The sequence below is a fragment of the Nocardia sp. NPDC057455 genome (genome assembly GCF_042802775.1).
Taxonomy (GTDB): domain Bacteria; phylum Actinomycetota; class Actinomycetes; order Mycobacteriales; family Mycobacteriaceae; genus Nocardia.
In genome coordinates this window covers 1-22,269 of sequence record NZ_JBHVDM010000053.1, presented here as the reverse complement: position 1 = coordinate 22,269, position 22,269 = coordinate 1, and the positions used below count along the sequence as shown (strand labels likewise).

The window sequence follows — 22,269 nt, the reverse complement described above, 5'->3', positions numbered from 1 at the left end:
GAGGTCTCCTGGAAAACGGAACGGGCCGGTTAGATGAGCACGACACCTTCGGCGATGCCGATGCCCCGCAGGTCGCGGTACCAGCGCTCGACCGGGTGTTCCTTGGTGAAGCCGTGACCGCCGAGCAACTGCACGCCGTCGAGGCCGATCTGCATGCCCTTGTCGGTGGCGAGCTTGCGGGCCAGCGCCGCCTCCCGGCCGAAGGAAAGGCCCTGCTCCGCGCGAGAAGCGCCGCGCAGCGTCACCAGCCGCAGGCCGTCGAGTTCGATGGCGATGTTGGCGACCATGAAGGCGACCGCTTGACGGTGCGAGATCGGCTCGCCGAACGCTTCGCGCTCGTTCACGTACGGGATCACGTAGTCCAGCACGGCCTGGCCGGTGCCCGCGGCGAGCGAAGCCCAGCCGAGGCGGGCCAAGCGCACGGCGTCGGCGTACTCCTCGGCGCGGGTCGTGGCATCACCGTCGCCCAGGATGGCGTCGGTGCCGACCGCGACGTTGTCCAGGATCAGGCGGCCGAGGCCCGCGGCGCGCAGACCCATGCTCGGGTCGGCCTCCACGACCAGGCCCGGCGCGTCCGACTCGACGATGAACAGCGCGGGACGGCCGTCCAGCTCGGCGGCGACGAGGAACAGCTCGGCGTCGGCCGCGGCGGGCACCAGGCTCTTCACGCCCGAGATGCGGTAGCCGCTCGGCGAGCGCACCGCCTTGGTTTCCAGGGCGAACGGATCGAACAGGGCGCGCGGCTCGCTGATCACCACCGAGGCCTGCGGCACGTTCTCGCCGGTGAAAGAGGGCAGATAGGTCTTCTGCTGTGCGTCGCTGCCCCACTGCGAGAGTGCGACCGCGACGCCGCTGGGCGCCAGGATGGGCAGGGCCAGACCCATGTCGCCGTGTGCCAGCGCCTCGGCGACCAGCGAGTTGGTTACCGCACCGCGCTCGGAGGCCGCACCCTCGAGTTCCTCGGGCACGTTGATCAGGGTGATGCCGAGTTCGGCGGCGCGCTCGAGCAGGTCGCGCGGCGCCTTGGCGGCGCTGTCGGCCTCGTAGGCGGCCGGTCGCAGGATCTCGGCGGCGAACTCCCGCACTGTCTCGACGATCATCTGCTGTTCGTCGGACGGCGTCAGATCGAAGAAGTCCTTGTTCTTCGCCTCGTTGGTGGCCAGGCGCTTCGGCGCGCCACTGCCCGCCACCCTGGCGAACGCGCGGGTCGCCGCGCCGAGCGTGCGGAAGCCGGTCTTGGTGCCCTCATAGGTGACGCGCTCGATCGGCTTGCGCAGGTTGTATTTCTCGGCGAGTTCCGACCCGGTGAGGGTCGTCATGACCCGCATCGCCGCGCCCATCCAATCCCGCTTGGGTTGGGTCAGGCCGACCGCGGACGTGTCTGGACTTCGCTTCGTTGCGCTGTCTCGAGTGCTCATCATCACCTGTTTTCTCGGACGGGTTGGTGCGGTCTATCTCCGGCTATCTTACTCCAGAGTAAGGCTATCTTACTGCTGAGTAAGAACCGCGTCGAGAGGCAGCTTACGTGGGGAATCAGCGCCTTGCTGGACGAGTGCCCAAAGCTGGGTAGTCGGCGGTCGACCGTCATCTGCGCCAAATGTGGCGCTATTACTGCAAGGCGATGATCTGCGCTTTCCGACCCCCCGGAGTAGCCGCCGAGCGAAACGGCCGATGCGGCCGCCGGTGATTCGCCCCGTTCCAAGGCGAGAGCGGCGATCGATCCTGATTCGTTACCCGAACTCGAATCCTCGACCGCATCGCGCCGCCGGTACGAGCTGTTCGGGACCGACTGGCGCGGGAGTCCGTCGCGCGCATGACGGTGGTGCTGCCATAGGCGGCGAACGTGCTGGTGTGGCGCAGTGGGATGTAGTCGGTACGGGCGGCCGGCATGGCCGCCGTGATTACAATCCGACGCATGTCAGCGATCTTCGACTGGGCCCGGCCGGACAACGTGCAGCCCGAGCCGATCACGGTCGACATCTGGCGCGAGCTTCCCGACGAGTTCTGCCGCCTGGTAGAGGTGGTGAACGGGGACGCGGTTCGATGCGAATCTCCGACGAGGGCACATCAGAAGGCCGTTCATCGGCTGCTGGCGATGCTGGAAGCGGCGGCCCGCGAAAATATGGCCGAAGATCCCTCGGCATGTCTGGACGCCAACCATGACTTCGACGTGGTGCTCTGGGAAGTGCCCCGCGCGACGATTCGGCGTCCCGATATCGCCCTGTTCGAGTGCGTGCCGGCGGACGTGCGACCGGTGCCCGCGCGCTGTCTGAAGATCGCCGTCGAGGTCATCTCGCCCAGTCACGTCAAAACGGACCGGCTCGAGAAGATGGGCGAGTACGCGGCTGCCGGAATCCCCTGGTACTGGCTGGTCAGTGTGTCGGACACCGAGGTGACCGCCATCGAGACCTACGGTCTCGACCACGGCGTCGGGCACTACCGGCTCGCCCGCGTCCTGAAGCCGCAGACCGCGTTCGCCGTCGACTTGCCGATCCGGATCCAGCTCGACTGGGAACAGTTGACCGACCTCGTGCTGTGAACATCGGATACGGGAGGACTCGGGCGGTGCCCGGTCGAGCCGGTGGCGCGGCGGCCACCGGCTCCGGCGGTCACTCGCGCACGTAGTAGCGCAGCGTGGCGTAGGCCGTGATCGCCGCGAAGACGATGCCGACCGGGGCGATGACCAGCGCGGTCATCGCGACGTCGTCGCCGGTGATGCGGGGAAAGACCTTGCTGGCGAACAGGTCGCCGAGGGCGCGGTCGATCACCAGCGGGCGGGCGATGAGCAGGCCCAGCACCGCGAGCACCGAGCCGGCCAGCGCGGCGACCATGGCCTCGAGCAGGAACGGCAACTGGGTGTACCAGCGGGTCGCGCCGACCAACCGCATGATGCCGACCTCGGTGCGCCGGGTGAACGCGGCGATCTGCACCATGTTGGCGATCAGCATCACCGCGGCCAGCGCTTGCAGCACCGCCAGACCGAAGGCCGCGTTGCGCAGCCCGTCGAACAGGCTGACCAGCCGGTCCACGATGTCCTTGTCGTTGCGCACCATGCCGACGCCGGGGCGATCGTAGAACTTCTCGTAGATCGTGGGATAGAGCTCCGCGTCCTCCATCTTCACCCGCAGCGACGCGGGCAGCGGCGTCTCGCTGACGTACTTGGCCAGCTCGGGCTGGTCCTTGAAGGTCTTCTCCTTGGCCTCGCGGACGGCCTCTTCCCGGTTGAGGAACTGGACCGACTCCACGCCGCCGGTCGCCTTCAGGTCCGCCATGAGCGATCGGCACGGGTCCTGCGAGCAGTCCGGGTCGTTGGCCGAGACGTCTTCGGTGAGGTACAGCCGCACCTCCAGCCGGTCCAGGAAGTACTGCTCGGTCTTGTCCGCGATGCGCACCGCGAGCAGACCGCCACCGAGCATGGTGAGCGAGACCGCCGTGGTGAGGATCATCGCGATGGTCATCGTGACGTTGCGGCGCAGGCCCGCGAGGACCTCGCCGAACAGGAAGCTCGCGCGCATTACCGGCCCACCCCGTACACGCCCGTGGCCTCGTCGCGCACCAGGCGCCCGTGCTCGAGCTCGACCACCCGTCTGCGCATCGCGTCGACGATGTGGTTGTCGTGGGTGGCCATCACCACCGTGGTGCCGATGCGGTTGATCCGCTCCAGCAGCAGCATGATGTCGGCGCTGGTGTCGGGGTCGAGGTTGCCGGTCGGTTCGTCGGCCAGCAGGACCAGCGGCCGGTTCACGAACGCCCGCGCGATCGCCACGCGCTGCTGTTCACCACCGGATAGCTCGGTCGGCAGCCGGTCGGATTTGCCGCCGAGACCCACCATGTCGAGCACCTCCGGGACGGTGCGGTCGATGAATTGGCGTCGCTTGCCGATCACTTCCAGCGCGAACGCGACGTTCTGGTACACCGTCTTCTGCTGTAGCAGCCGGAAGTCCTGGAAGACGCACCCGATGCGCTGGCGCAATTTGGGCACCTTGCGGCCGGGTAGCCGGTCGACCCGGAAATCGGCGACTCTGATCTCGCCCGCCGTGGGCGTCTCCTCCTTCAGCAGCAATCGCATGAAGGTCGACTTGCCCGAGCCGGACGGTCCGATGATGAAGACGAACTCGCCCTTGCCCACATCGACGGTGATGTCGTCCAGCGCGGGTCGCGTCGAGGTCTTGTACGACTTGGTCACGTTCCGCATGGTGATCACGGGGAGCCAGTGTAACCAGCAACCGGTCGCGGCCTGCGTCGTCAACCGTGGGTGACAGCGCGGCGGCGGGCCGTCGCGCGCGGCTCAGCGGCCCGGTGGTTCCGTGATCACCGCTGCTGGTACGGCGTTGACCAGCGTGGCCGGAGCGGTGGTCGTTTCGTCGGGTTTGACGAAGGCATACAGCGCGAACGTGGCGACCCAGGTTGCCATCAGGATCGCCGTGGATTTACGTGGTCTCACTGATTCCCTCCCGGCGCAGCGCCGCGGCGACTCGCACCCGCAGCTCGCGTCCGACTTCGAACTGTTTGCCCGGCAATGTTCGGGCAACCATTCGGATGTTCATCTGGTCGACGGTGAGGTCTTCCACACCCATGACGGTGGGCTCGTCGAGCAGCAACGGCTGCAAACGAGCGTCTTCGTACGCCTTTGTACCGACCTCGTGCAGGATCTCGTTGACCCTGGTGATGTCAGCGCTGGCGGCCACCGGCACGTCGATCGCGGCGCGTGCCCAGTCCTTCGACAGGTTCGTGACCTTCACGATCTGGCCGTTGGGCACCGTGATCACTTCACCGTCCGCGTTGCGCAACGTGGTGATCCGCAGCGTGACGTCCTCGACCGTACCTTCCGCCTGCTCCGCGGCTCCAGTCACCGCGATGCGGACCACATCGCCGAATCCGTACTGTCGCTCGGTGATCAGGAAGAACCCCGCGAGAATGTCCTGCACGATGCGCTGCGCGCCGAAACCGAGCGCGGCGCCGAGCACCGCGGCGGGCGCGACCAGTCCGGTGACGGCGAAGCCGAGCCGCCGCAGCACTTCCATGGTGATCAGCACGTAGACGATGGTCAGCACCACCCAGGTGATCACCTGGGCCAGCGCGTGCCGGTGCTTGGCCGCCTCGGTGCGCACCAGGGCGTCGCTGCTGTGGAATCCGGCGTCGATCCGGCGGGTGACCCGGTCCCTCAGGTAGGTGGCGAACCGGCTGAACAGGATGGCCCCGAGGATGAGCAGCACGATCTCCAGGCCTGCCCCGCGTAGCCAGGTGGTGAAACCGGTGGAAGCGATCGCCTGGATGCCCGCGACATTCATCTAGCTCGCCTGCTCTCGCATTCGCCAGCGGATACCCGACTCGATGAATCCGTCGATGTCCCCGTCGAGGACCGCCGACGGATTGTTGACCTCGTAGTTGGTCCGCAGGTCCTTGACCATCTGGTAGGGGTGCAGCACATAGGAGCGCATCTGATTGCCCCAGGACGCACCCTCGTTGGTCTTCAGCGCGTCCATCTCGGCGCGCTCTTCGTGCCGCTTGCGCTCCAAGAGCTTGGCCTGCAGCACGCGCATGGCCGAGATCTTGTTCTGCAACTGCGATTTCTCGTTCTGGCAGGTGACCACGATGCCGGTGGGCAAGTGGGTGATGCGGACCGCGGAGTCGGTGGTGTTGACGCTCTGGCCACCCGGGCCCGACGAGCGGTACACGTCGACGCGGATCTCCGTTTCCGGCACCTCGATGTGGTCGGTGGTCTCGACCACGGGTAGCACCTCGACCTCGGCGAAGGAGGTCTGGCGGCGGCCCTGGTTGTCGAACGGGCTGATCCGCACCAGCCGGTGCGTGCCCATCTCGACCGAAAGCGTGCCGTAGGCATAGGGCGTCTTCACCGCGAAGGTGGCGCTCTTGATGCCGGCCTCCTCGGCGTAGGAGGTGTCGTAGACCTCGACCCCGTACTTGTGCCGGTCGGCCCAGCGGATGTACATGCGCATCAGCATCTCGGCCCAGTCCGCGGCGTCCACGCCACCGGCGCCGGAACGGATGTTCACCAGCGCGTCGCGCTTGTCGTACTCGCCCGACAGCAGCGTGCGGACCTCCATCGCCTCGACGTCGCTGCGCAGCGCGGAGCGCTCGGCGTCGGCCTCGGCGAGCGCGCTGGTCCTGGCTTCGCCCTCTTCGTCCTCGGCCAGTTCGTAGAGCACCGGTAGGTCGTCGAGCCGCTGGCGTAGCTCCTCCACCCGGCGCAGTTCACCCTGGGCATGCGACAGCTCACTGGTGACCTGCTGGGCATGGTCCTGGTCGTTCCACAGGTCGGGGTCGGCGGCCTGATGCTCGAGCTCGTCGATACGACGGCGCAGCTCGTCGATGTCGAGGACCGATTCGACCGTCTTCAGCGTGGCGTCGAGTTCGGCGAGATCAGCGGAAACGTCAGGTTGCACGATCGTCAAGCCTAGCTGCCCCTCTGCGCGGGCAGCACACGAGTGCGCGCGGGATGACCGGGGACGGCGTCGCCGGGGGTGAACGCCGCCGTGCGCGGGCCGACCGGTCGGGTCGCCGGGATGTCACACGCACGCTTCCCACTCCCCGCGGGGCGGGTGCGCTGTGACGGACGTTTCATGGGTATCCACCCTAAACGGCGACCGCGGTTGGCGCAGTTGGTGATTGGAATTCGCGGCGGAGGTGTTCGCTCGTCCGCACGGTAGGGATGCCGTCACGCTCGATCGGTCGTCAGGTCGGACCGACGGATCAGGTCCGGTGCGGGCGGTGTGTCGAACTCCACTTCCGGGTCTCCACTCGCGGTCCGCCGCACCGGCGACGTCGAACGATCGAAGCCGGTATCGGGGCGCGGGTGTCGGGCCTGCCGACCGGCAACTACAGGCGCGGCCGACTTCCACCGTATTGCCGGGAACGCGATTCGAGTTCCGCCCGCCCCGCGATACCGCTCAGCCCGAGACCGCGTGCAGTCCGCCGGGACGGCGTCCGTTGAGCGCGTCGAGGGCGGCGGCGGTGGCGTCGTCGGCCGGCAGGTAGACGATCACCCGCTGGTCGTCGTCGGCGGAGAGTTCGAGACATTCGTAGGCCAGACGCAGGGAACCGGCCTCGGGATGGGCGAGACGGGTGATGCCGGTGGCGGCGGCCAGGCTCGGCACGGTGTCGACCCGGTCGGCGAACGCCGGGCCCACTGTGACGGTGAGCTCGTCGGCGAGGGCGGCGATATGCGGGTCGGCACGGAACGGGCCCTGCTTCAACGTGGCGACCGTCTCGTCGGCGATGTGCTCCCAATCCGTGTAGACCTGCCGGGCGCCGGGCAGGCAGAAGACGAAGCGCGCCAGATCGGGCGGGGTGTGCGGGCCGTCGAACAGTCCGGTCGGCGCCATCAGCCTGTGGTAACCGCCGGTGTAGGCGAGCACTTCGGTGAGGCGGTTGACCACCACGGCGGGCGCGGGTTCGAGCCGATCCAGGATCGCGCGCACCGTTGGCCGGACCTCGCGCAGCGGCTGCGCGTCCCCCATGCAGGTGAACCCACTGTCCACCGATTTGCTCAATCGGTGCAGGTGGATGCGCTCGGCGGGGCTCAATCGCAACGCGTCCGCGAGTGCGGACAGCACCGGAGGCGAGGGGTGCCGGTCGCGACCCTGCTCGAGGCGCGTGACGTACTCCACGCTGACTCCGGCCAACGTGGCCAGCTCGGCGCGCCGCAGGCCCGGGGTGCGCCGCCGTGGGCCGGTGGGCAGGCCGACGTGCGCGGGCGTCACCGCTTCGCGGCGGGTGCGCAGGAAGAGCCCGAGTTCGTTGTCGCTCACCTCTCGAAGCTAACAAGGCGCGCCGCCCGGAGGGTGTCCCTGTCACTACCACTCTTACGGCGGTCTCCCTGCTCCGCGCGCCGGGCAGCAGATTGAGTGGGCGGTTCGAGCCGGGCCGCTTCATAGTCCGAGGAGGAACATCATGTCCAACGCCCCGTTGAAGCTCGCGGTGATCATCGGCAGCGTCCGAGAGGGCCGCTTCGGGCCCGTAGTGGCCACCTGGTTCACCGAGCAGGCGCGGCGGCACGGTGTGTTCGAGGTGGACGTCATCGACTTGGCCGAGTCGCACATTCCGCTCGAGCTGCCCGCGGTGCCTCCGGCAATGGACCCGAACCCGCCGCGGCCCGAAGGCATGACCGACCTCACGCGCAGGCTCGCGGCGGCCGACGCCTTCGTCATCGTCACGCCCGACTACAACCGCAGCATCCCCGCCTCCCTCAAGGCCGTCATCGACTGGCACTTCACCCAGTGGGACGCGAAGGCGATCGGCTTCGTCGGCTACAGCGGAGCATCCGGCGGCCTGCTGGCCATCGAACACCTGCGGCAGATCTTCAACGAACTGAACGCGCACACCGTTCGTCACTATGTGTCGTTCCCGCGCTACTACCTGCTGTTCGACGATGAGGGACAGTTGCGGGAGCCGGAGGAGCCCGCGGCCGCCGCGACAGCGATGCTCGACCAGCTGCGCTGGTGGGCGAGCGCGCTGGTCGCGGCACGATCGCTGGAGACCGTGGGCTGAGCGCCGGACGGCGATGGGAGCAGCCGTGCGGACCGATAGGGTGCGGGGCGTGGCTGTGTACTCCTCCGATCTCGAACTCGCCCTGCGGCTGGCCGATGCCGCCGACGCGATCACCCGGGCTCGCTTCGGTGCGCTGGACCTGAAGGTCGACGCGAAGCCGGACCTGACGCCGGTGTCGGACGCCGATCTGGCCGTGGAGCGGGCGATCCGGCAGGTGTTGTCCGAGGAACGGCCGGACGACGCGGTGCTCGGCGAGGAGTTCGGTGGCGACGCCGAACTCAGCGGAAGGCAATGGGTGGTCGACCCGATCGACGGCACGAAGAACTTCGTGCGCGGGGTGCCCATCTGGGCGACGCTGATCGCGTTGCTGGAAGACGGCGAACCGGTGGTGGGCGTGGTGAGCGCGCCGTCGCTGGTGCGGCGCTGGTGGGCGGCCGCGGGATCGGGCGCGTGGTCGAGCTTCGACGGGCAGGCCGCCGAAGGAATCTCGGTCTCCGCCGTCGGCGAGCTGAGTTCGGCCAGCCTGGCGTTCTCCAGTCTGTCCGGCTGGCGCGAGCGCGGCCTGCGCGAGCAGTTCATCATCCTGACCGACGATGTGTGGCGCGTGCGCGGCTACGGCGATTTCCTCAGCTACTGCCTGCTCGCCGAAGGCGCCGTCGACATCGCCACCGAACCGGAGGTCTCGCTGTGGGACCTGGCCGCCCTGGACATCCTCGTCCGCGAAGCGGGCGGCAGTTTCTCCGCGCTGGACGGCACACCCGGTCCGCACGGTGGCGACGCCATCGCCACCAACGGCCTGCTGCACGAGAAGGTGCTCGACCGCCTGCGCGGCTGAGCCAGCCGAGACCGCTGCCCGTGCTCTCGTCGAGAGTGTTTCGCGTTATCCGGCCCGCGACGGAGTCGCCGGGGTGAGATCGATCCCCGGTGGCGGGCGCAGGCGGCGCAGGGTGCCGTCCATGCTGGTGACGAACAGCGCCCACGAATCCCCGTTACGATCGATGCGAACCGATGTGGCGCCGTCCGGCGGGTTGCGCAACGGGCCGGGCTTGATCAGCCCCGTGATGACCGCGCAGGTGGCGCCGGTCGTCGTATCCACCTGATAGACGGCGCCGAGCACGTGATCGGCGACGAACAGCGCGCCCGCCCGGGTGGCCTCCATATCGTCGGGCAATGCGACCAGGTCCGGGATGCCGGAGACGACGGTGGGATGCGCCGGATCGTCGAGCCGCACGCGGAGGATCTGCAGCGTCATGGTGTCGACGAAGACCGATGCGCCGTCCGCGGCCAGCGCGAGGCCGTTGGAGGGCGGCAGCGTCGACCAATCTCGTTCGTACTCGCTCGTCTCGGGCCGGTAACGGGAGATACCGGTGGGACCGCTCAGGCCGATGGTGGTGAACAGCAAACTGCCATCCGGCAGCGACAACAGGCCGTTCGGCCCGTTCAGCCCGGTCAGCAAGACGTGCACCGCGCCGGTCTCGATGTCGTAGCGCTGGAGCGTGCCCGGCGGTTCGCTGAGGCCGTCACCGGTGAGGAAGTAGACGTAGCGCCCGGCGACGCGCACGCCTGCGGGGCGGTGCACATCGGTGACCAGCTTCTCCATTCGTCCGGCGCCGTCGACGTGCGCCAGGTAGCCGTCCATCAGTCCGGTGACGTAGAAACCGCCGCGTCCGTCGGAATCGAGATTTTCCAGATTGCCGACTCCTTCGACGACGGTCGTGGTCTCCCAGCCGTCCGAGCACCTGGCGGGGAATGTCTCCGCCTGCGCTGCCTGCATCGCCGTGGTGAGCACGGCGACCATGGCGACGGCGCTCAGCACCGCGGCGCGCACCCGGATTCCTCTCCCTTTTGCCATGAGCGACAACATAACAGCGCCGAACCATGCGGTAAGGGCCGAGATTTCCGACGGAGCCGAGCAATACCGAGGTCAGCGTGGCGTGCCGACAGCTTCGAATCCGAGGTTGTCCACATGTGGACAACTCGGTGGCCCACCAGGGCGAACGCCGAACCGTGCCCGTATCGCCTCGTCCTGGCGCTCGTAGGATGGGCCGGGTGACTCCCCCCGATGATTTCGCGGCTGTAGCGACCGAAGCCGCGTCCGGATCGGACGCCGGATCCGTTGCGGCGCAACAGGTTCTACGCCGAGTCTTCGGTTACGACAGCTTCCGCGGCGATCAGCAGGCGATCGTCCAGCACGTGATCGACGGTGGCGACGCGCTGGTGCTCATGCCGACCGGCGGAGGCAAGTCCCTCTGCTATCAAGTCCCCGCACTGGTACGTCCCGGCGTCGGGGTGGTGGTCTCCCCGCTGATCGCCCTCATGCAGGACCAGGTGGACGCGCTCAGCGCACTGGGCGTGCGCGCGGGCTTCCTCAACTCCACCCAGTACCCCGACGAGCGCCGGACCGTCGAGGCGCAATTCGTCGCGGGCGAACTCGATCTGCTGTACCTGGCGCCGGAGCGGTTGCGCTTGAACTCCACCGCGCAGCTGCTGGATCGTGGCAAGGTCGCGCTGTTCGCCATCGACGAGGCGCACTGTGTCTCCCAGTGGGGTCACGACTTCCGGCCCGACTACCTGGGCCTTTCCATGCTGCACGAGCGCTGGCCGGACGTACCCCGGATCGCGCTGACCGCGACAGCCACCGAGAAGACGCGCGACGAGATCATCCAGCGTCTCGACCTCGGCGCCGCCCGCCGGTTCGTGTCCAGCTTCGACCGCCCCAACATCCAGTACCGGATCGAGCCGAAGAACCGCCCCGAGCGTCAGCTGCTGGAATTCATCCGCAACGAGCACGCGGGCGACGCGGGCATCGTCTACTGCCTCTCGCGCAACTCGGTGGAGAAGACCGCGGCGTTCCTCACCGAGAACGGCATCACCGCGGTGCCCTACCACGCGGGCTTGGACCATCGCACCCGTGCGGAGAACCAGTCGCGCTTTCTGCGCGAAGACGGACTGGTCGTCGTGGCGACTATCGCCTTCGGCATGGGCATCGACAAACCCGATGTGCGCTTCGTCGCCCATCTGGACCTGCCGAAATCGGTCGAGGGGTACTACCAGGAAACCGGGCGCGCAGGCCGGGACGGGCTGCCCTCCACGGCGTGGATGGTCTACGGCCTCAACGACGTGGTGCAGCAGCGCAAGCTGATCGACTCCTCGGAGGGCGACGCCGCCCACCGCCGCCAGCTCCAGCTGCATCTGGACGCGATGCTCGCGCTGTGCGAGACGGTCGGCTGCCGGCGCACCCAGTTGCTCGCCTACTTCGGCGAGCCCGGATTGCCCTGCGGCAACTGCGATACCTGCCTGACCCCACCGCAATCCTGGGACGGCACGGTGGCCGCGCAGAAGCTGCTGTCCACGGTGCTGCGGCTGAAGCGGGAGCGCGGCCAGAGCTTCGGTGCCGGCCACATCGTGGACATCCTGCTCGGTAAGCAGAACCCGAAGGTCCTGCAACACGACCACCACGAACTGAAGGTGTTCGGCGTCGGCACCGACCTACGCGACACGGAGTGGCGCGGGGTGGTGCGGCAACTGCTGGCCCACGGGCTGCTGGCCGTCCACGGCGACTACGGGGTGCTGACGCTCACCGAGGCCAGCAGCGAGGTGCTGTTCGACGGACGGCAAGTACTGCTGCGCCGCGAGCCCGAGCGTGCGACCAAGCCCGCACGGGCAGCGAAGGCCGCGAAAGCGGCCTCCGCGGAGCTGCCGCCCACCGATCTGCCGCTGTTCGAGAAGCTGCGCGAGTGGCGCGCTGCCACCGCGAAGGAGCAGGGCGTTCCCGCCTACGTCGTCTTCCACGATGCCACCCTGCGCGAGATAGCGGCTCGCAAGCCCGCGAGTCTCGCGCAGCTCGGCGGCGTCAGCGGTGTCGGCGAGAACAAACTGGCGAAATACGGCGAGCAGGTGCTCGAAGTGCTCGGCGCCGAGTGAGCCGCTACCGTCACGCGGGTCGCCGATGGGTGAGGATGGCCACCGGGTGGGACCGCCCGAGATCGTGGAGGACAGCGTGATTCGGACCGAAACGATCGGGCGCCGGGAGTTCCTGGCCGGTGCGGCCACTCTCGCGGCCGGGGCCACGGTGGTCGGCCGCACGCCCGCGCACGCGGTACCCGTCGCCGAGGGAGTCACCAAATTTCCCTTCCCGGCCGAGCGTCGGGTGCGGGTGCTGGTGACCGGCGACGCGGGCACCGGTACCCGCACCCAGTGGGCGGTCGCCGATGCCATGCGCGCGCTGCACGGCCGCGAACCCGTCTCGCTGGCACTCGGCCTCGGCGACAACATCTACGAGCACGGCCCCGACGGCGCCGCCGACGTCCAGTTCGCCGACAAGTTCGAAAACCCCAACACCGGTCTGGATTTCCCCTGGCTGATGGTGTTGGGCAACCACGACAACAGCTCGGTCCTCGGCGGTGACGGCGGGTGGCTGCTGCGCGGAAACGCCGAGGTGGAGTACCACGCCGGCTCCAGGAGCTGGTGGATGCCGAGCCGCTACTACTCGGTGCGGATTCCCGAGGAGAACCCTGTTGTCGAATTCTTCGTCCTCGACGTCAACCCGTTGGCCGCCTACCTGCCGCCGGTCTTCGCACCCTATTGGGCGGTGGACGGACAGTTCATGAACGAGCAGCGCGACTGGCTCGATCGCGCCCTCGACGAGTCGCCCGCCCCGTGGAAGATCGCCTGCACCCACCACCCGTATCTGAGCAACGGCCCGCACGGTGATGCGGGCCGCTACGAGGGCTTGTCGCTGGAGCCGATCAACGGCGTGCACGTGAAACGCTTCCTCGAAGACCACGTGATCGGCCGGTGCCAGTTCATCCTGTCCGGGCACGACCATGCGCTCCAGGTGCTCGAACCCACGGCGGCGACGAAGGGAACCAGGCAGATCGTGTCCGGCGCGGCCGCCAAGACGGTCGGCGCGCAGCCGCGCCTCGCCGCGAGCGCGGGTCACGACGCGCTGTACGAGAACTATCACGAGCTGGGCTTCATGGTGCTCGAGGTCACCGAGGACGAGGTCGAACTGGGCGTACACACGGTCGACCCGGCGACCGGCGCGTCCGGTGAGGTGTTCCGGCGGCGCCTGGCCTGAGTTCCAACTGTGTTGCGCGGCGCGAGAATTGCGGCGAGTCGCCGTCGTGGCGGCTACCGTTCTGGCTATGGCACCGGGTGAGGGTTCCGGCGACGCGGGCGATGACATTGCCACCGGCTCGGTGGGGGGTGAGACTCCGGACGCGCCGCCGTATGTCCGCGGCCGAACCGATCCGGCGGTGGAGAACGTGTGGCTGCGGCGCCGGCCACCGCCACCGCGCCCCGGCCTGCCGCGGATGTCGACGGTGGCGTTGCTCGCCGCGTTCCTCGCCGTCCTCACGCTCTACGTGGTGCTGCATCAGGGCGGTTAGGGCCTCCGCTACCTGCGGGAATAAACCGGTTGCCGGGTCACTTAGAGTGGACCGTTATGAAGGAGAAGGGGCGCAAGGTCATCGCGACCAACCGCCGGGCGCGGCACAACTACACGATCCTGGACGTTTACGAGGCCGGGATCGCGCTGGTCGGCACCGAGGTGAAGAGCCTGCGTGAGGGCAAGGCCTCGCTGGTGGACGCGTTCGCGACGGTGGACAACGGCGAAGTGTGGCTGCGTGGGCTGCACATCCCCGAGTTCAGCCACGGCACCTGGACCAACCACGCGCCGCGCCGGGTGCGCAAGCTGCTGCTGCACAAGCGTGAGATCGAGCGGTTGGTCGGCAAGTCGCGCGAGGGCAACCAGACGCTGGTGCCGCTGTCGATGTATTTCTCCGACGGCAAGGTCAAGGTCGAGCTGGCGCTCGCCAAGGGCAAGCAGGACTACGACAAGCGCCAGGACTTGGCCCGGCGCACGGCCGAGCGAGAGGTTACCCGCGAACTAGGACGGCGGGTCAAAGGCATGTCGTGACCGCCGTCGTGCTCGCGCTGGTAGCCGCGGTGGGCTACGGCGTGAGCGATTTCTACGGCGGCGTGGCGTCGCGGCGGGTGACCGCACTACGCGTCGTCATCTATTCCTATCCGTTCTCCGTGCTGCTGGTACTCGCGCTGCTTCCGTTCGTGTCCGGAAGCGCGGACGCCGCGTCGCTGTGGTGGGGCGCGGCAGCGGGCGTCGCGAGCGGCGTAGCGGTGTGGTGGTTCTACGCCGCGCTGGCCGGCGGTCCGATGGCAGTGGTCTCACCGCTGACCGCGGTGCTGGTCGCGGGCATCCCGGTACTCGCCGGGCTGGCGACCGGCGAGCGCCCCGGCCCGATGGCTTTCGCGGGAATCGTGTTCGCGCTGGTCGCCGTCCTTCTGGTCAGCCGAGAGTCACCGGACGAGGTGACCGAGGAAATCACCGGCGGACGCGAACTACGGTTCACCCGCAAGATCGCCGCGCTGACCATCGGATCCGGCGCCGCGTATGGTCTGGCCTTCGTCTTCTTGCACGAGACATCGGCGGAGGCCGGACTGTGGCCGCTGCTCATGCAGCGCCTCGCGGCCACCGCGGTGGTATGGCTCACCGCGCTGACCGCTCGCGATGTCGGACGGTTGCGAGGCGAACCCCTACGACTGGCCTGCTATATCAGCGTGCTGGACGTCATCAGCAACGCGGCGCTGCTGTATGCCTTCCACGGCTCACTGCTGTCGCTGGTGAGCGTGATCGGCTCGCTCTATCCGGCCGTGACCGTACTGCTGGCGATGGTTCTGCTCGGCGAGCGGGTCCACCGGCAGCAGCGAGTAGGCCTGGCCCTGGCATTGGCCTCGGTCGCACTCATCGCCACGGCCTGAGCGCCTTGTCGGCCGTCGAGTCGTGCGGCTGCGCGCCCGGCTGTCCTGCGTCCGATCACCCCGGTGCGGCAACGGGAAACCGGTCCGCACCCGCGCCACCCGAATTCGGTCCTACCGCAGGCCGGTTGCGCGGTTCATCGCGTGCACGGTTCACGGATCGATATCCGTTTCAATGTGGGGCTGCGGTAGTCGGCGACCACGGTGCGTGACCCCAGGGATGTCGACGGATCGGGCACGTTGACCACCGCTCGCTGCGCCGCGACGTCGGGTTCGTCGCGCCCGTAGATCTGCGGCGCCGCCATTCCTTCGGAATCGACGGTGAGCCCGGCAAGGGCCTTGCGCAGGGTCGGCCGGTCCAGTCCGCCGGTCTCGGCTGCCTTGGTGAGCAGCGCCTTCATCGGATAGGAGATCGCCCAGCCCAGGTTGTAGCCGAAATTCGTCGGTTCGCTCGGCGCGGCGCTCCTGGCACGCTGGGCTCCGGTGCTCATGCCGTCCCAACCGTCGAACGGAGAGGTGTAGTTGTAGAGCGAGGTGAGCGCGGGCGCGGCAGGTGTCTTGAGCAGTGCGCTGTTCCAGGTCGGGGTCGATCCGAGGAACCGGCCCGTGTAGCCGGACTTCGCCAGTTTGCCGACGATCTCGGCGGCTTCGGCCGGACCGGTGGCCAGCAGGACCACGTCGGGCGGGTCGGCCATGATCTCGGCGACCGGGAAGTCCTGATTGCCCACTTCGGGGTTGGGGCCGGTGTCGATCCGCGCGCTGATGGTGGCGCCGTTGTCCAATGCCCACTTGAGCGCCCCGCTGGCGTAGTCACCGCCGTAGTTGCCGCGGTAGGCGACCACGCCGAGCGTGCGCGGCTGATAGTGGTTCTGCGCGAACCAGTCCAGGCCGAGCACGGCTTCCGTGCAGTACGAGAAGCCGTCGTCCAATACCAGGTCTCGGTCGGTGGAGCGGTACTGCCAACCCGACCAGAGGGTGCCTGCCCCGGTCACCAGGTCCGCGTCGTCCATCTCGGCCAGGACGGCCAAAGTCTGCGCGGTCCCGAAGCTCATCGCGAGGGCCAGCACGTGGGGGGCCACGTTCTCGAATTCCGCGACGTGCCTGCGCGGGTCGTAGGCGGTGTCACGCGTGTAAGTGGCGATGTCGACCTCGTAGCCGCCGATGCCGCCCTGCTTGTTCACCTCGTTCCAGAACGCGAGTTGCCCCTCTTGCAGCGACTTTCCGAGCGGTGCGAAGGGGCCGTTGTTCAGATCCGACAGAACACCCAGATAGATACAGCCCTTGTCGCGGTGGATCGCGTGCGGGCACGCTGCGCGGGTGACGCCGGGGGTAGCGGCGGGCTCGGAGTCCGAACAGCCGCCGGTCAGGACGAGCCCGAGCGCGAGGGGAGCGGCTACCAGACGTAGCAGCCGACGGAGATTACGGTGAAATGGCATGTCTTGCTCGCTTACGGCTGCACGCAGGGCTCGGTGAGGGTGACGCGGTCTTGAGTCGGGCCGTGATAGTCGGTCGCCAGGGTCTTCGCGCCCAGCGGCGCGGTCTGATCCGGCGCCTCGATGACCGCTCGCTGCCGGGTGAGGTCGGGTTTCGCCGCGCCGTAGATGTATTCGGGAATCGCGCCCTCGTAGTCGACGCGCAGGCCGTGCACGGCTCGACGGACGCCCTTGCGGTTCAGCTTGCCTTCGTTGACCGCTCGGGTGAGCAGCGCCTTCATCGGATAGGAGAACATCCACCCGGCGCTGTAGCCCCAGGTGGAGGGCTCGCGGGTCGCCGAGGCCCTGGCCTTCTTGGCGCCCGCGCTGGTGCCGTCCCAGCCGTCCAGCGGAGAAGTCATGTTGTAGCGCGTCGTGATCGCCGACGCCGCAGGACTTTTCAGCAGGCCGCCGTTCCAGGTCGGGCTCGAGCCGAGAAACCTGCCCGGAAAGCCGGCCAGCGCCGCCTTGCCCATGATCTCGCCCGCCTCCGCGGGACCGGTGGCCAGGAGCACGAGATCGGCTCTGGCATTGAGGATCTTGGCGACCGCGGCATCCTGATTGCCGATCTGGGTGTTCGGCTCGGTGTCGATCTGCGCCACCATGTCGACGCGGTTGGCGGAGGCCCATTTCTTGGCGCCGGTGGCGTAGTCGCCGCCGTAATCGCCTTGGTAACTGACCGTGGCGATCGAAGACGGCTTCGCGTCGTGCTCGGCGATCCAGTCCAGCGCGATGATCGCCTCCGAGCAGTAGGAATAGCCGGACTCCAGCAGCAGACCCTTGTCACTGTTCTCGAATTGCCAGCCCGACCACAGGGTTCCGGCAATGGCGATCATGTTCGCCGCGTCCATCTCGGGAAGTACCTTCTGCGTCTGCACGGTGCCGAAGCTCATGGAGAGCGCGAGGACGTGCGGCTCGATTCGCCGGTACGCCTCCGCGTGCTTCCGCAGATCGTAGTTCGTGTCCTCGGTGTAGGTGGCGATGTCCACCTCGTATTTGCCGCCGATGCCGCCCGCTTCGTTCACCGCCTTCCAGAACGCCAGCTGGCCGTTGTGAATGTCCTTGCCCAGCGCGGCGAACGGCCCGATCGTCAGATCGGACAGCACGCCGAGATAGATACACCCCTTGCGGGAGTCGACCGCGTTCGGACACGGGTCGGCGGTGACACCGGGTTCGGTCCCATCGGCCGACTTGTCGCGCAGGGCGGAGCACCCGGTCAAGACGAGGCCGGCGATGACGGTGAGAGCGGACAGGCGCAGCAACCTGTCCCGAATCGTGCGAACTGCCAAAGTGTTTCCTTAGTCTGAAATCGAGATCCGCTGCTCAGAGCCGATCGTACGGCTCGTGCAGTGTAAGTCGGGTTCGTCGCCTGGCCCGGAGAATCGGCTACCAGCATCCGGGAAGGGTCGGGTGCACGAGCGTCCGGTGACGGCAGTCCGGTTGAGCTGCGACGGGCCGTAACCCCCGGACCATATCGGAGGAAGGGGGAACACGGCGCGTTCTCGGCACCGCCCGACGATAAGAGTTCGGCGGGTTCCGATCGGCGGGACGCGACATCTCCCGAGGCCTCTCGAACCCAGGGGTGGCAACCCGCCGCATCTGCCTCGGTGGCCCACCCGTCCGTGCTGCAAGGTGTGGGGTCCGCCACCACCGGATAACGGGATGATCCGGCCCAGCGCCGGTGTTAACATGAACAGCCCGGCAAGACGCCGGGGCGTACGGGGCTGAACGGTTTCGACTGCGTACGTAGATCTAGGGGAAGCGTGTCGGTGCAGGCAAGAGACCACCGTAAGCGTCGTTGCAACCAATTAAGCGCCGATTCCAATCAGCGCGAGTACGCTCTCGCCGCCTAAGCAGCGAAGCGTCTCTGTCGGCCCGGGGCATGCCCTCGGCTCCGGTGCCGGCATCAGCTAGAGGGCTAACCGTCCTGCTCGGTCGCGGAGTAGGACGGGACATCGAACAGCGACTGGGATCGTCATCCGGGCTTGTTCGCGGGACCCGGAGATCCGAGTAGAGACATAGCGAACTGCACACGGAGAAGCCCTGGAGACGCGGCGGAGGACCCGGGTTCGATTCCCGGCAGCTCCACGAGTACGAGGCCCTTGCCCCCTAGGGGGCATGGGCCTTTCTCGTTCCGCTGAGTTTTGTGGTGGTGCAACGCCCATGCCCCGTCCGGCGGGTTCTGCCCCCGGACCCCCGTTGCGTTCGGCGGTCATGGTTTCGTGCGGCGCGGCCCCGGCGGGCCTTGCGGTGGGCGCGTCAGGTGGTTCGCCGTGAGGTCCACTGCCTTCGTTCGTCAAATGCTCGGTTCACCCAGTCGGATCGCCGTAGGCCGCGGCGATGTCCTGGGAGCTGCTCCATCGGCTGTAGGTGGGGGATTGTGGCCAGCCGTCGGGCGAGTCCTGCCACTCCTCTTGGCGGCCGTAGGGCAGCAGGTCGATCAGGGCGAAGGAGTGGCTGAGTTGTTCGGTGCCGCGGCCGGTGGTGTGCCAGGTGCGGTAGACGGTGTAGCCGTCGCGGAGGAATACGTTGACCGCGAATCCTTCGCCGGGTGGTGCGCCGACATCGGTGCCGAAGGGACTGTTCGCCGTGGAGTACCAGGCCATCTTGTTGCCGACCCGTCGCTTGTAGGCGAGTGCCTCATCGATCGGCCCCTGAGTGACGATGACGAACCGGGCGTCGTAGTTGTTCAGGAACTCCAGCCGGGTGAACTGCGAGGTGAAACCGGTGCAGCCCCCGCACTGCCACTGCTCGTCCGGGAACCACATGTGGTTGTAGACGATCAGCTGCGACATGCCGCCGAAGAGGTCCGCCAACCGGACCGGTCCCTCCTCGCCCTCGAGGGCGTAGTCGGGCATCTCGACCATCGGCAGGCGGCGGCGCTGAGCGGCGATCGCGTCGAGCTCCCTGGTCGCCGCTTTCTCTCGGATGCGCAGCGCTGCGAGTTCGCGCTGCCAGGTATCGGCGTCGACCACGGGCGGCAGTGCTTTGGTGCTCATCTGGGTCCTCCCTGACCGGGTGCACAGTTTGCGGGCTGTAGGTGTAGACCCTGCGCACGCACAGAACTCATCGGTGACCGTCGTGGTAGCGGGAAGAACGACGAGAGTGGAATGGGGTAATTCGGGCGAAACGGGCGGATTCTGTTTGGTTGCTGAGTGCGGTGGAATGCCCGGAGTAATGTCCACTGAGCAGGGAAAATGGGGTGTTAGCCCCCCGGTATCTGGATGGCTGCCATGACGCTCAATGCTGAGATGTGGTGCTACTGCTCCCGGGGTGGGAGCGGGGGGCTGACATGACCGCGGGGGTCGCGGGTAACGGCATGCGGTCGATTCTGCGTGCCGCCTGTGTGAGCGTCGGGATCGATGCGAGCGACGCCGAACCGCTCGGGTCGCAGAGCGTCTACCGCTTGCGCGGCGGGCTCGTCGTGCGAATCGGGGAGCGAGGACAAAAACTCGCGACCGGGCGGGAAGTCGCCGTGGCTCGATGGCTGGAGACCTGTGGGGTGTCGGCGGCGCGGGTGGTCGCGAATATCCCGCAGCCGGTGGTGGTCGACGGCCGCCCGGTGACCTTCTGGCTGGAGTTGCCACCGCATCACCCTGGCACGCCCGGTGAGGTCGCCAGGGCGCTGGGACAGCTGCACCGGCTGCCACTGCCGGGGTTCGAGCTACGCCGGATGTCGCCCCTGGCCCGGGTGGAGGAGGAGATCTCCGCCGCGCACACGGTGACCGAGGACGACCGGCGTTGGCTGGGCAAACACCTGGAGGAATTGCGCGGCCGCTGGAAGGCGCTGCCGAAGGGCTTGCCGTGGTCGGTGATCCAGGGCGACGACTCGGACGACGGCGTGGTGGTCGGCGACGACGGCGACGTGATCCTGGCGGGCTTGGGAGGGGCGATGATCGGCCCGCCGGAGTGGGACCTGGTGCACACGGCGATCAAGTGCTGGACCGCGCGCAAACTCTCCGCGTCGCAGTACGCCGAATTCTGTTCCGGGTACGGTCGCGACGTGATGCGCTGGGACGGCTTCTACCTGCTGCGCGACATCCAAGAATTCCGGATGGCCTTGCAGTCGATGCGCGCCGCCGCCGTGGACCCCTCCTATCGGCGGCAGGCGTTGCGCCGCCTCGCGTACATCCGCGGCGACGAGGGCATGCGACCGTGGCCCGAGTGGGCGGCCCTCGACTAGCCGGGCGATGGTCGATTCGTCACGCCTCGAGCGGGCGTCCACGCGCGGGGTTCGCTGTCCATCGTGCACCGCGCCTCGCCGGACCACGTGGTTGCGCGTCAGCGGCAAAGACACTCGGGCGGGCTTGGCGTACCGGTGGGCGGGGACCGGAACGGGCTCGACGGGGCCGGGCGCCGCGTGGGTGAAGGCGCATCGATCGGTCCAGCCCCGGTTCGCATAGAAGCGGCCGGCGCGGGTGTTGCCCGCAGCGACCGCGAGCCGGGCGCAGTCGTGGCCGTTCGCGCGGACGCGCTCTTCGGCGGCGGCGAGCAGAAGGGCGGCCAGGCCGATGCCGCGCTGTGCGGCGGCGACCTGGACCTGGCGACTTCGTCGCCGTCGACCATGACGAATCCGGCCACCACGCCCTCCACGGTGTCGCGGTTCGCTCGGCCACGCGGATGCCGAACGAGTCGCATGGACGGACGCCCGACGATGCGTCGGGGACGTTGCCCCGGTGCGCGTCGCGCCGGCCCGGATGCCGTAGATCGCCGAGGCGTCCTCGGGCCGGGCGCGGCGCAGTACCGGGGCAACGTCCCTTCATCCGCCGGACGACAACAGCGGATGAGCGGGTGATCAGCCCTGCTGGGTGGGGACTACGACGAGTTCGGCGATGTTGACGTGCTTGGGTGCGCCGACCGCGTAGGCGATCGCGTCGGCGATGTCGCCGGGTTCCAGGATCTCGATCGCCGTGCGCCACTGCTCCAGCCCGGCGCGCTGGTGCTCGTCGCGCATCCCCGCGCCGAGTTCGGTGCCGACGAAGCCGGGTTCGATGTTCTTGACCCGCACGCCGCGTGGCCCGAACTCGGCCCGCAGGTTGCGGGTCAGGTGCGCGACCGCGGCCTTGGTGGCGGTGTACACGGCGTAGTTGGGGAAGACCGTGTGCCCGCCGATCGAGCCGACCAGCACCAGATCCGCTCGCCCGCCCTCGGCCGCGGCCGCGAGCAGGTCATCGATGAACGCTCGTCCGGTGTAGAGCAGGCCGGTGATGTTGGTGCCGACCATCTGATCCCACTCGTCGGTGAGCGCGGACTCGAACGGTGCGGCGAGCATGACGCCCGCGTTCGCGACGACCATGTCGACGGACCCGAAAGCCGCCCGCACGGTGGCGGCGGCGTCTCGCATGGACTGCTGGTCGCCGACGTCGGCGACCACCGCGAGCGCGTTCCCGCCGATCTCGGCGGCGAGTTCTTCGATGCGATCCTTGCGCCTGCCGAGCAGGGCGACCTCGGCGCCGCCCCGCGCGAGCTGCCGCGCGGTCGCGGCGCCGATTCCACTCGATGCTCCGGC

General features: G+C 68.2%; 21 protein-coding genes, 1 other RNA gene and 1 pseudogene. 10 read left to right on the top strand and 13 right to left on the bottom strand.

Features of this window, described 5'->3' with window-relative positions:
* Nucleotides 1-29: 29 nt before the first annotated feature.
* The gene (locus ACFU5M_RS21545; protein WP_379051907.1) at nt 30-1,424 is read right to left on the bottom strand and encodes an acyl-CoA dehydrogenase family protein; all 1,395 of its coding nucleotides are present in this window, start codon (nt 1,422-1,424) and stop codon (nt 30-32) included.
* 491 nt (nt 1,425-1,915) lie between these two features.
* Here ACFU5M_RS21545 and ACFU5M_RS21540 point away from each other — a divergent pair, with 491 nt between their 5' ends.
* Nucleotides 1,916-2,539 (top strand): Uma2 family endonuclease, encoded by a 624-nt coding sequence (locus ACFU5M_RS21540; protein ID WP_379051904.1) that lies wholly within the window; start codon nt 1,916-1,918, stop codon nt 2,537-2,539.
* A gap of 70 nt (nt 2,540-2,609) precedes the next feature.
* On the opposite strand, the gene ftsX is transcribed toward ACFU5M_RS21540, so the two are convergent.
* The 6 genes from ftsX to ACFU5M_RS21510 all read right to left on the bottom strand — a co-directional run bounded on the left by ftsX (nt 2,610) and on the right by ACFU5M_RS21510 (nt 7,772).
* The gene (gene ftsX / locus ACFU5M_RS21535; protein ID WP_379051902.1) at nt 2,610-3,515 is read right to left on the bottom strand and encodes a permease-like cell division protein FtsX; all 906 of its coding nucleotides are present in this window, start codon (nt 3,513-3,515) and stop codon (nt 2,610-2,612) included.
* Nucleotides 3,515-4,204 carry a cell division ATP-binding protein FtsE gene (gene ftsE / locus ACFU5M_RS21530; protein ID WP_379051900.1) on the bottom strand — a complete coding sequence of 230 codons (690 nt, stop codon included), beginning with the start codon at nt 4,202-4,204 and terminating at the stop codon, nt 3,515-3,517. The genes ftsX and ftsE overlap by 1 nt, the downstream gene beginning before the upstream one ends.
* Nucleotides 4,205-4,288: 84 nt before the next feature.
* The gene (locus tag ACFU5M_RS21525; RefSeq protein ID WP_379051897.1) at nt 4,289-4,414 is read right to left on the bottom strand and encodes a hypothetical protein; all 126 of its coding nucleotides are present in this window, start codon (nt 4,412-4,414) and stop codon (nt 4,289-4,291) included.
* A gap of 16 nt (nt 4,415-4,430) precedes the next feature.
* On the bottom strand, nt 4,431-5,291 hold the full coding sequence (locus ACFU5M_RS21520; RefSeq protein WP_040868866.1) for a mechanosensitive ion channel family protein: 861 nt from the start codon (nt 5,289-5,291) through the stop codon (nt 4,431-4,433).
* Complete coding sequence (prfB, locus tag ACFU5M_RS21515; RefSeq protein ID WP_379051895.1) at nt 5,292-6,407, bottom strand: peptide chain release factor 2; 1,116 nt, start codon at nt 6,405-6,407, stop codon at nt 5,292-5,294. It lies immediately after the preceding gene.
* A 504-nt stretch (nt 6,408-6,911) separates the two neighbouring features.
* On the bottom strand, nt 6,912-7,772 hold the full coding sequence (locus ACFU5M_RS21510) for a helix-turn-helix transcriptional regulator (RefSeq protein WP_379051893.1): 861 nt from the start codon (nt 7,770-7,772) through the stop codon (nt 6,912-6,914).
* Between the two features lie 142 nt (nt 7,773-7,914).
* Here ACFU5M_RS21510 and ACFU5M_RS21505 point away from each other — a divergent pair, with 142 nt between their 5' ends.
* Together ACFU5M_RS21505 and hisN are read left to right on the top strand one after the other, a co-directional pair.
* Nucleotides 7,915-8,511, top strand: a complete 597-nt coding sequence (locus tag ACFU5M_RS21505; protein WP_379051890.1) for an NADPH-dependent FMN reductase — start codon at nt 7,915-7,917, stop codon at nt 8,509-8,511.
* A 49-nt stretch (nt 8,512-8,560) separates the two neighbouring features.
* Nucleotides 8,561-9,346: a histidinol-phosphatase gene (gene hisN, locus ACFU5M_RS21500; protein ID WP_379051888.1), complete on the top strand. Its 786-nt coding sequence runs from the start codon at nt 8,561-8,563 to the stop codon at nt 9,344-9,346.
* A 45-nt stretch (nt 9,347-9,391) separates the two neighbouring features.
* On the opposite strand, the gene ACFU5M_RS21495 is transcribed toward hisN, so the two are convergent.
* Entirely contained in the window at nt 9,392-10,363 is a 972-nt protein-coding gene (locus tag ACFU5M_RS21495; RefSeq protein ID WP_379051886.1) for a hypothetical protein, read from the bottom strand.
* Nucleotides 10,364-10,560: 197 nt separating this feature from the next.
* On the opposite strand from ACFU5M_RS21495, the gene recQ reads away from it, so the two are divergent.
* From recQ to ACFU5M_RS21470, 5 genes are all read left to right on the top strand, one after another.
* Entirely contained in the window at nt 10,561-12,435 is a 1,875-nt protein-coding gene (recQ, locus tag ACFU5M_RS21490; RefSeq protein WP_379051883.1) for a DNA helicase RecQ, read from the top strand.
* Nucleotides 12,436-12,511: 76 nt separating this feature from the next.
* Nucleotides 12,512-13,591 carry a metallophosphoesterase gene (locus ACFU5M_RS21485; protein WP_379051881.1) on the top strand — a complete coding sequence of 360 codons (1,080 nt, stop codon included), beginning with the start codon at nt 12,512-12,514 and terminating at the stop codon, nt 13,589-13,591.
* 67 nt (nt 13,592-13,658) lie between these two features.
* Nucleotides 13,659-13,901 (top strand): hypothetical protein, encoded by a 243-nt coding sequence (locus ACFU5M_RS21480; RefSeq protein WP_379051879.1) that lies wholly within the window; start codon nt 13,659-13,661, stop codon nt 13,899-13,901.
* Nucleotides 13,902-13,957: 56 nt separating this feature from the next.
* Nucleotides 13,958-14,431, top strand: a complete 474-nt coding sequence (smpB, locus tag ACFU5M_RS21475; RefSeq protein WP_379051876.1) for an SsrA-binding protein SmpB — start codon at nt 13,958-13,960, stop codon at nt 14,429-14,431.
* Complete coding sequence (locus ACFU5M_RS21470) at nt 14,428-15,291, top strand: EamA family transporter (protein WP_379051873.1); 864 nt, start codon at nt 14,428-14,430, stop codon at nt 15,289-15,291. Before smpB ends, ACFU5M_RS21470 begins: the two co-directional genes overlap by 4 nt.
* Before the next feature lie 134 nt (nt 15,292-15,425).
* Here the strand turns inward: ACFU5M_RS21470 and ACFU5M_RS21465 are convergent, their stop codons facing one another.
* Together ACFU5M_RS21465 and ACFU5M_RS21460 are read right to left on the bottom strand one after the other, a co-directional pair.
* Nucleotides 15,426-16,724, bottom strand: coding sequence for an ABC transporter substrate-binding protein (locus ACFU5M_RS21465; protein WP_379051871.1), 1,299 nt, complete (start codon nt 16,722-16,724; stop codon nt 15,426-15,428).
* Between the two features lie 11 nt (nt 16,725-16,735).
* Complete coding sequence (locus ACFU5M_RS21460) at nt 16,736-18,049, bottom strand: ABC transporter substrate-binding protein (RefSeq protein WP_379051869.1); 1,314 nt, start codon at nt 18,047-18,049, stop codon at nt 16,736-16,738.
* A gap of 431 nt (nt 18,050-18,480) precedes the next feature.
* On the opposite strand from ACFU5M_RS21460, the gene ssrA reads away from it, so the two are divergent.
* Nucleotides 18,481-18,851: a transfer-messenger RNA gene (ssrA, locus tag ACFU5M_RS21455) on the top strand.
* Between the two features lie 218 nt (nt 18,852-19,069).
* Here the strand turns inward: ssrA and ACFU5M_RS21450 are convergent.
* Nucleotides 19,070-19,759 carry a DUF899 domain-containing protein gene (locus tag ACFU5M_RS21450; RefSeq protein WP_379051867.1) on the bottom strand — a complete coding sequence of 230 codons (690 nt, stop codon included), beginning with the start codon at nt 19,757-19,759 and terminating at the stop codon, nt 19,070-19,072.
* Between the two features lie 293 nt (nt 19,760-20,052).
* On the opposite strand from ACFU5M_RS21450, the gene ACFU5M_RS21445 reads away from it, so the two are divergent.
* Nucleotides 20,053-20,943 carry a phosphotransferase gene (locus tag ACFU5M_RS21445; protein ID WP_379051865.1) on the top strand — a complete coding sequence of 297 codons (891 nt, stop codon included), beginning with the start codon at nt 20,053-20,055 and terminating at the stop codon, nt 20,941-20,943.
* A gap of 213 nt (nt 20,944-21,156) precedes the next feature.
* On the opposite strand, the pseudogene ACFU5M_RS21440 reads toward ACFU5M_RS21445, so the two are convergent.
* Nucleotides 21,157-21,333, bottom strand: a pseudogene (locus tag ACFU5M_RS21440) (GNAT family N-acetyltransferase); the annotation flags it as partial.
* Nucleotides 21,334-21,555: 222 nt separating this feature from the next.
* A partial coding sequence (locus ACFU5M_RS21435) for an SDR family oxidoreductase (protein WP_379051863.1) occupies nt 21,556-22,269 on the bottom strand: 714 nt, incomplete at its 5' end.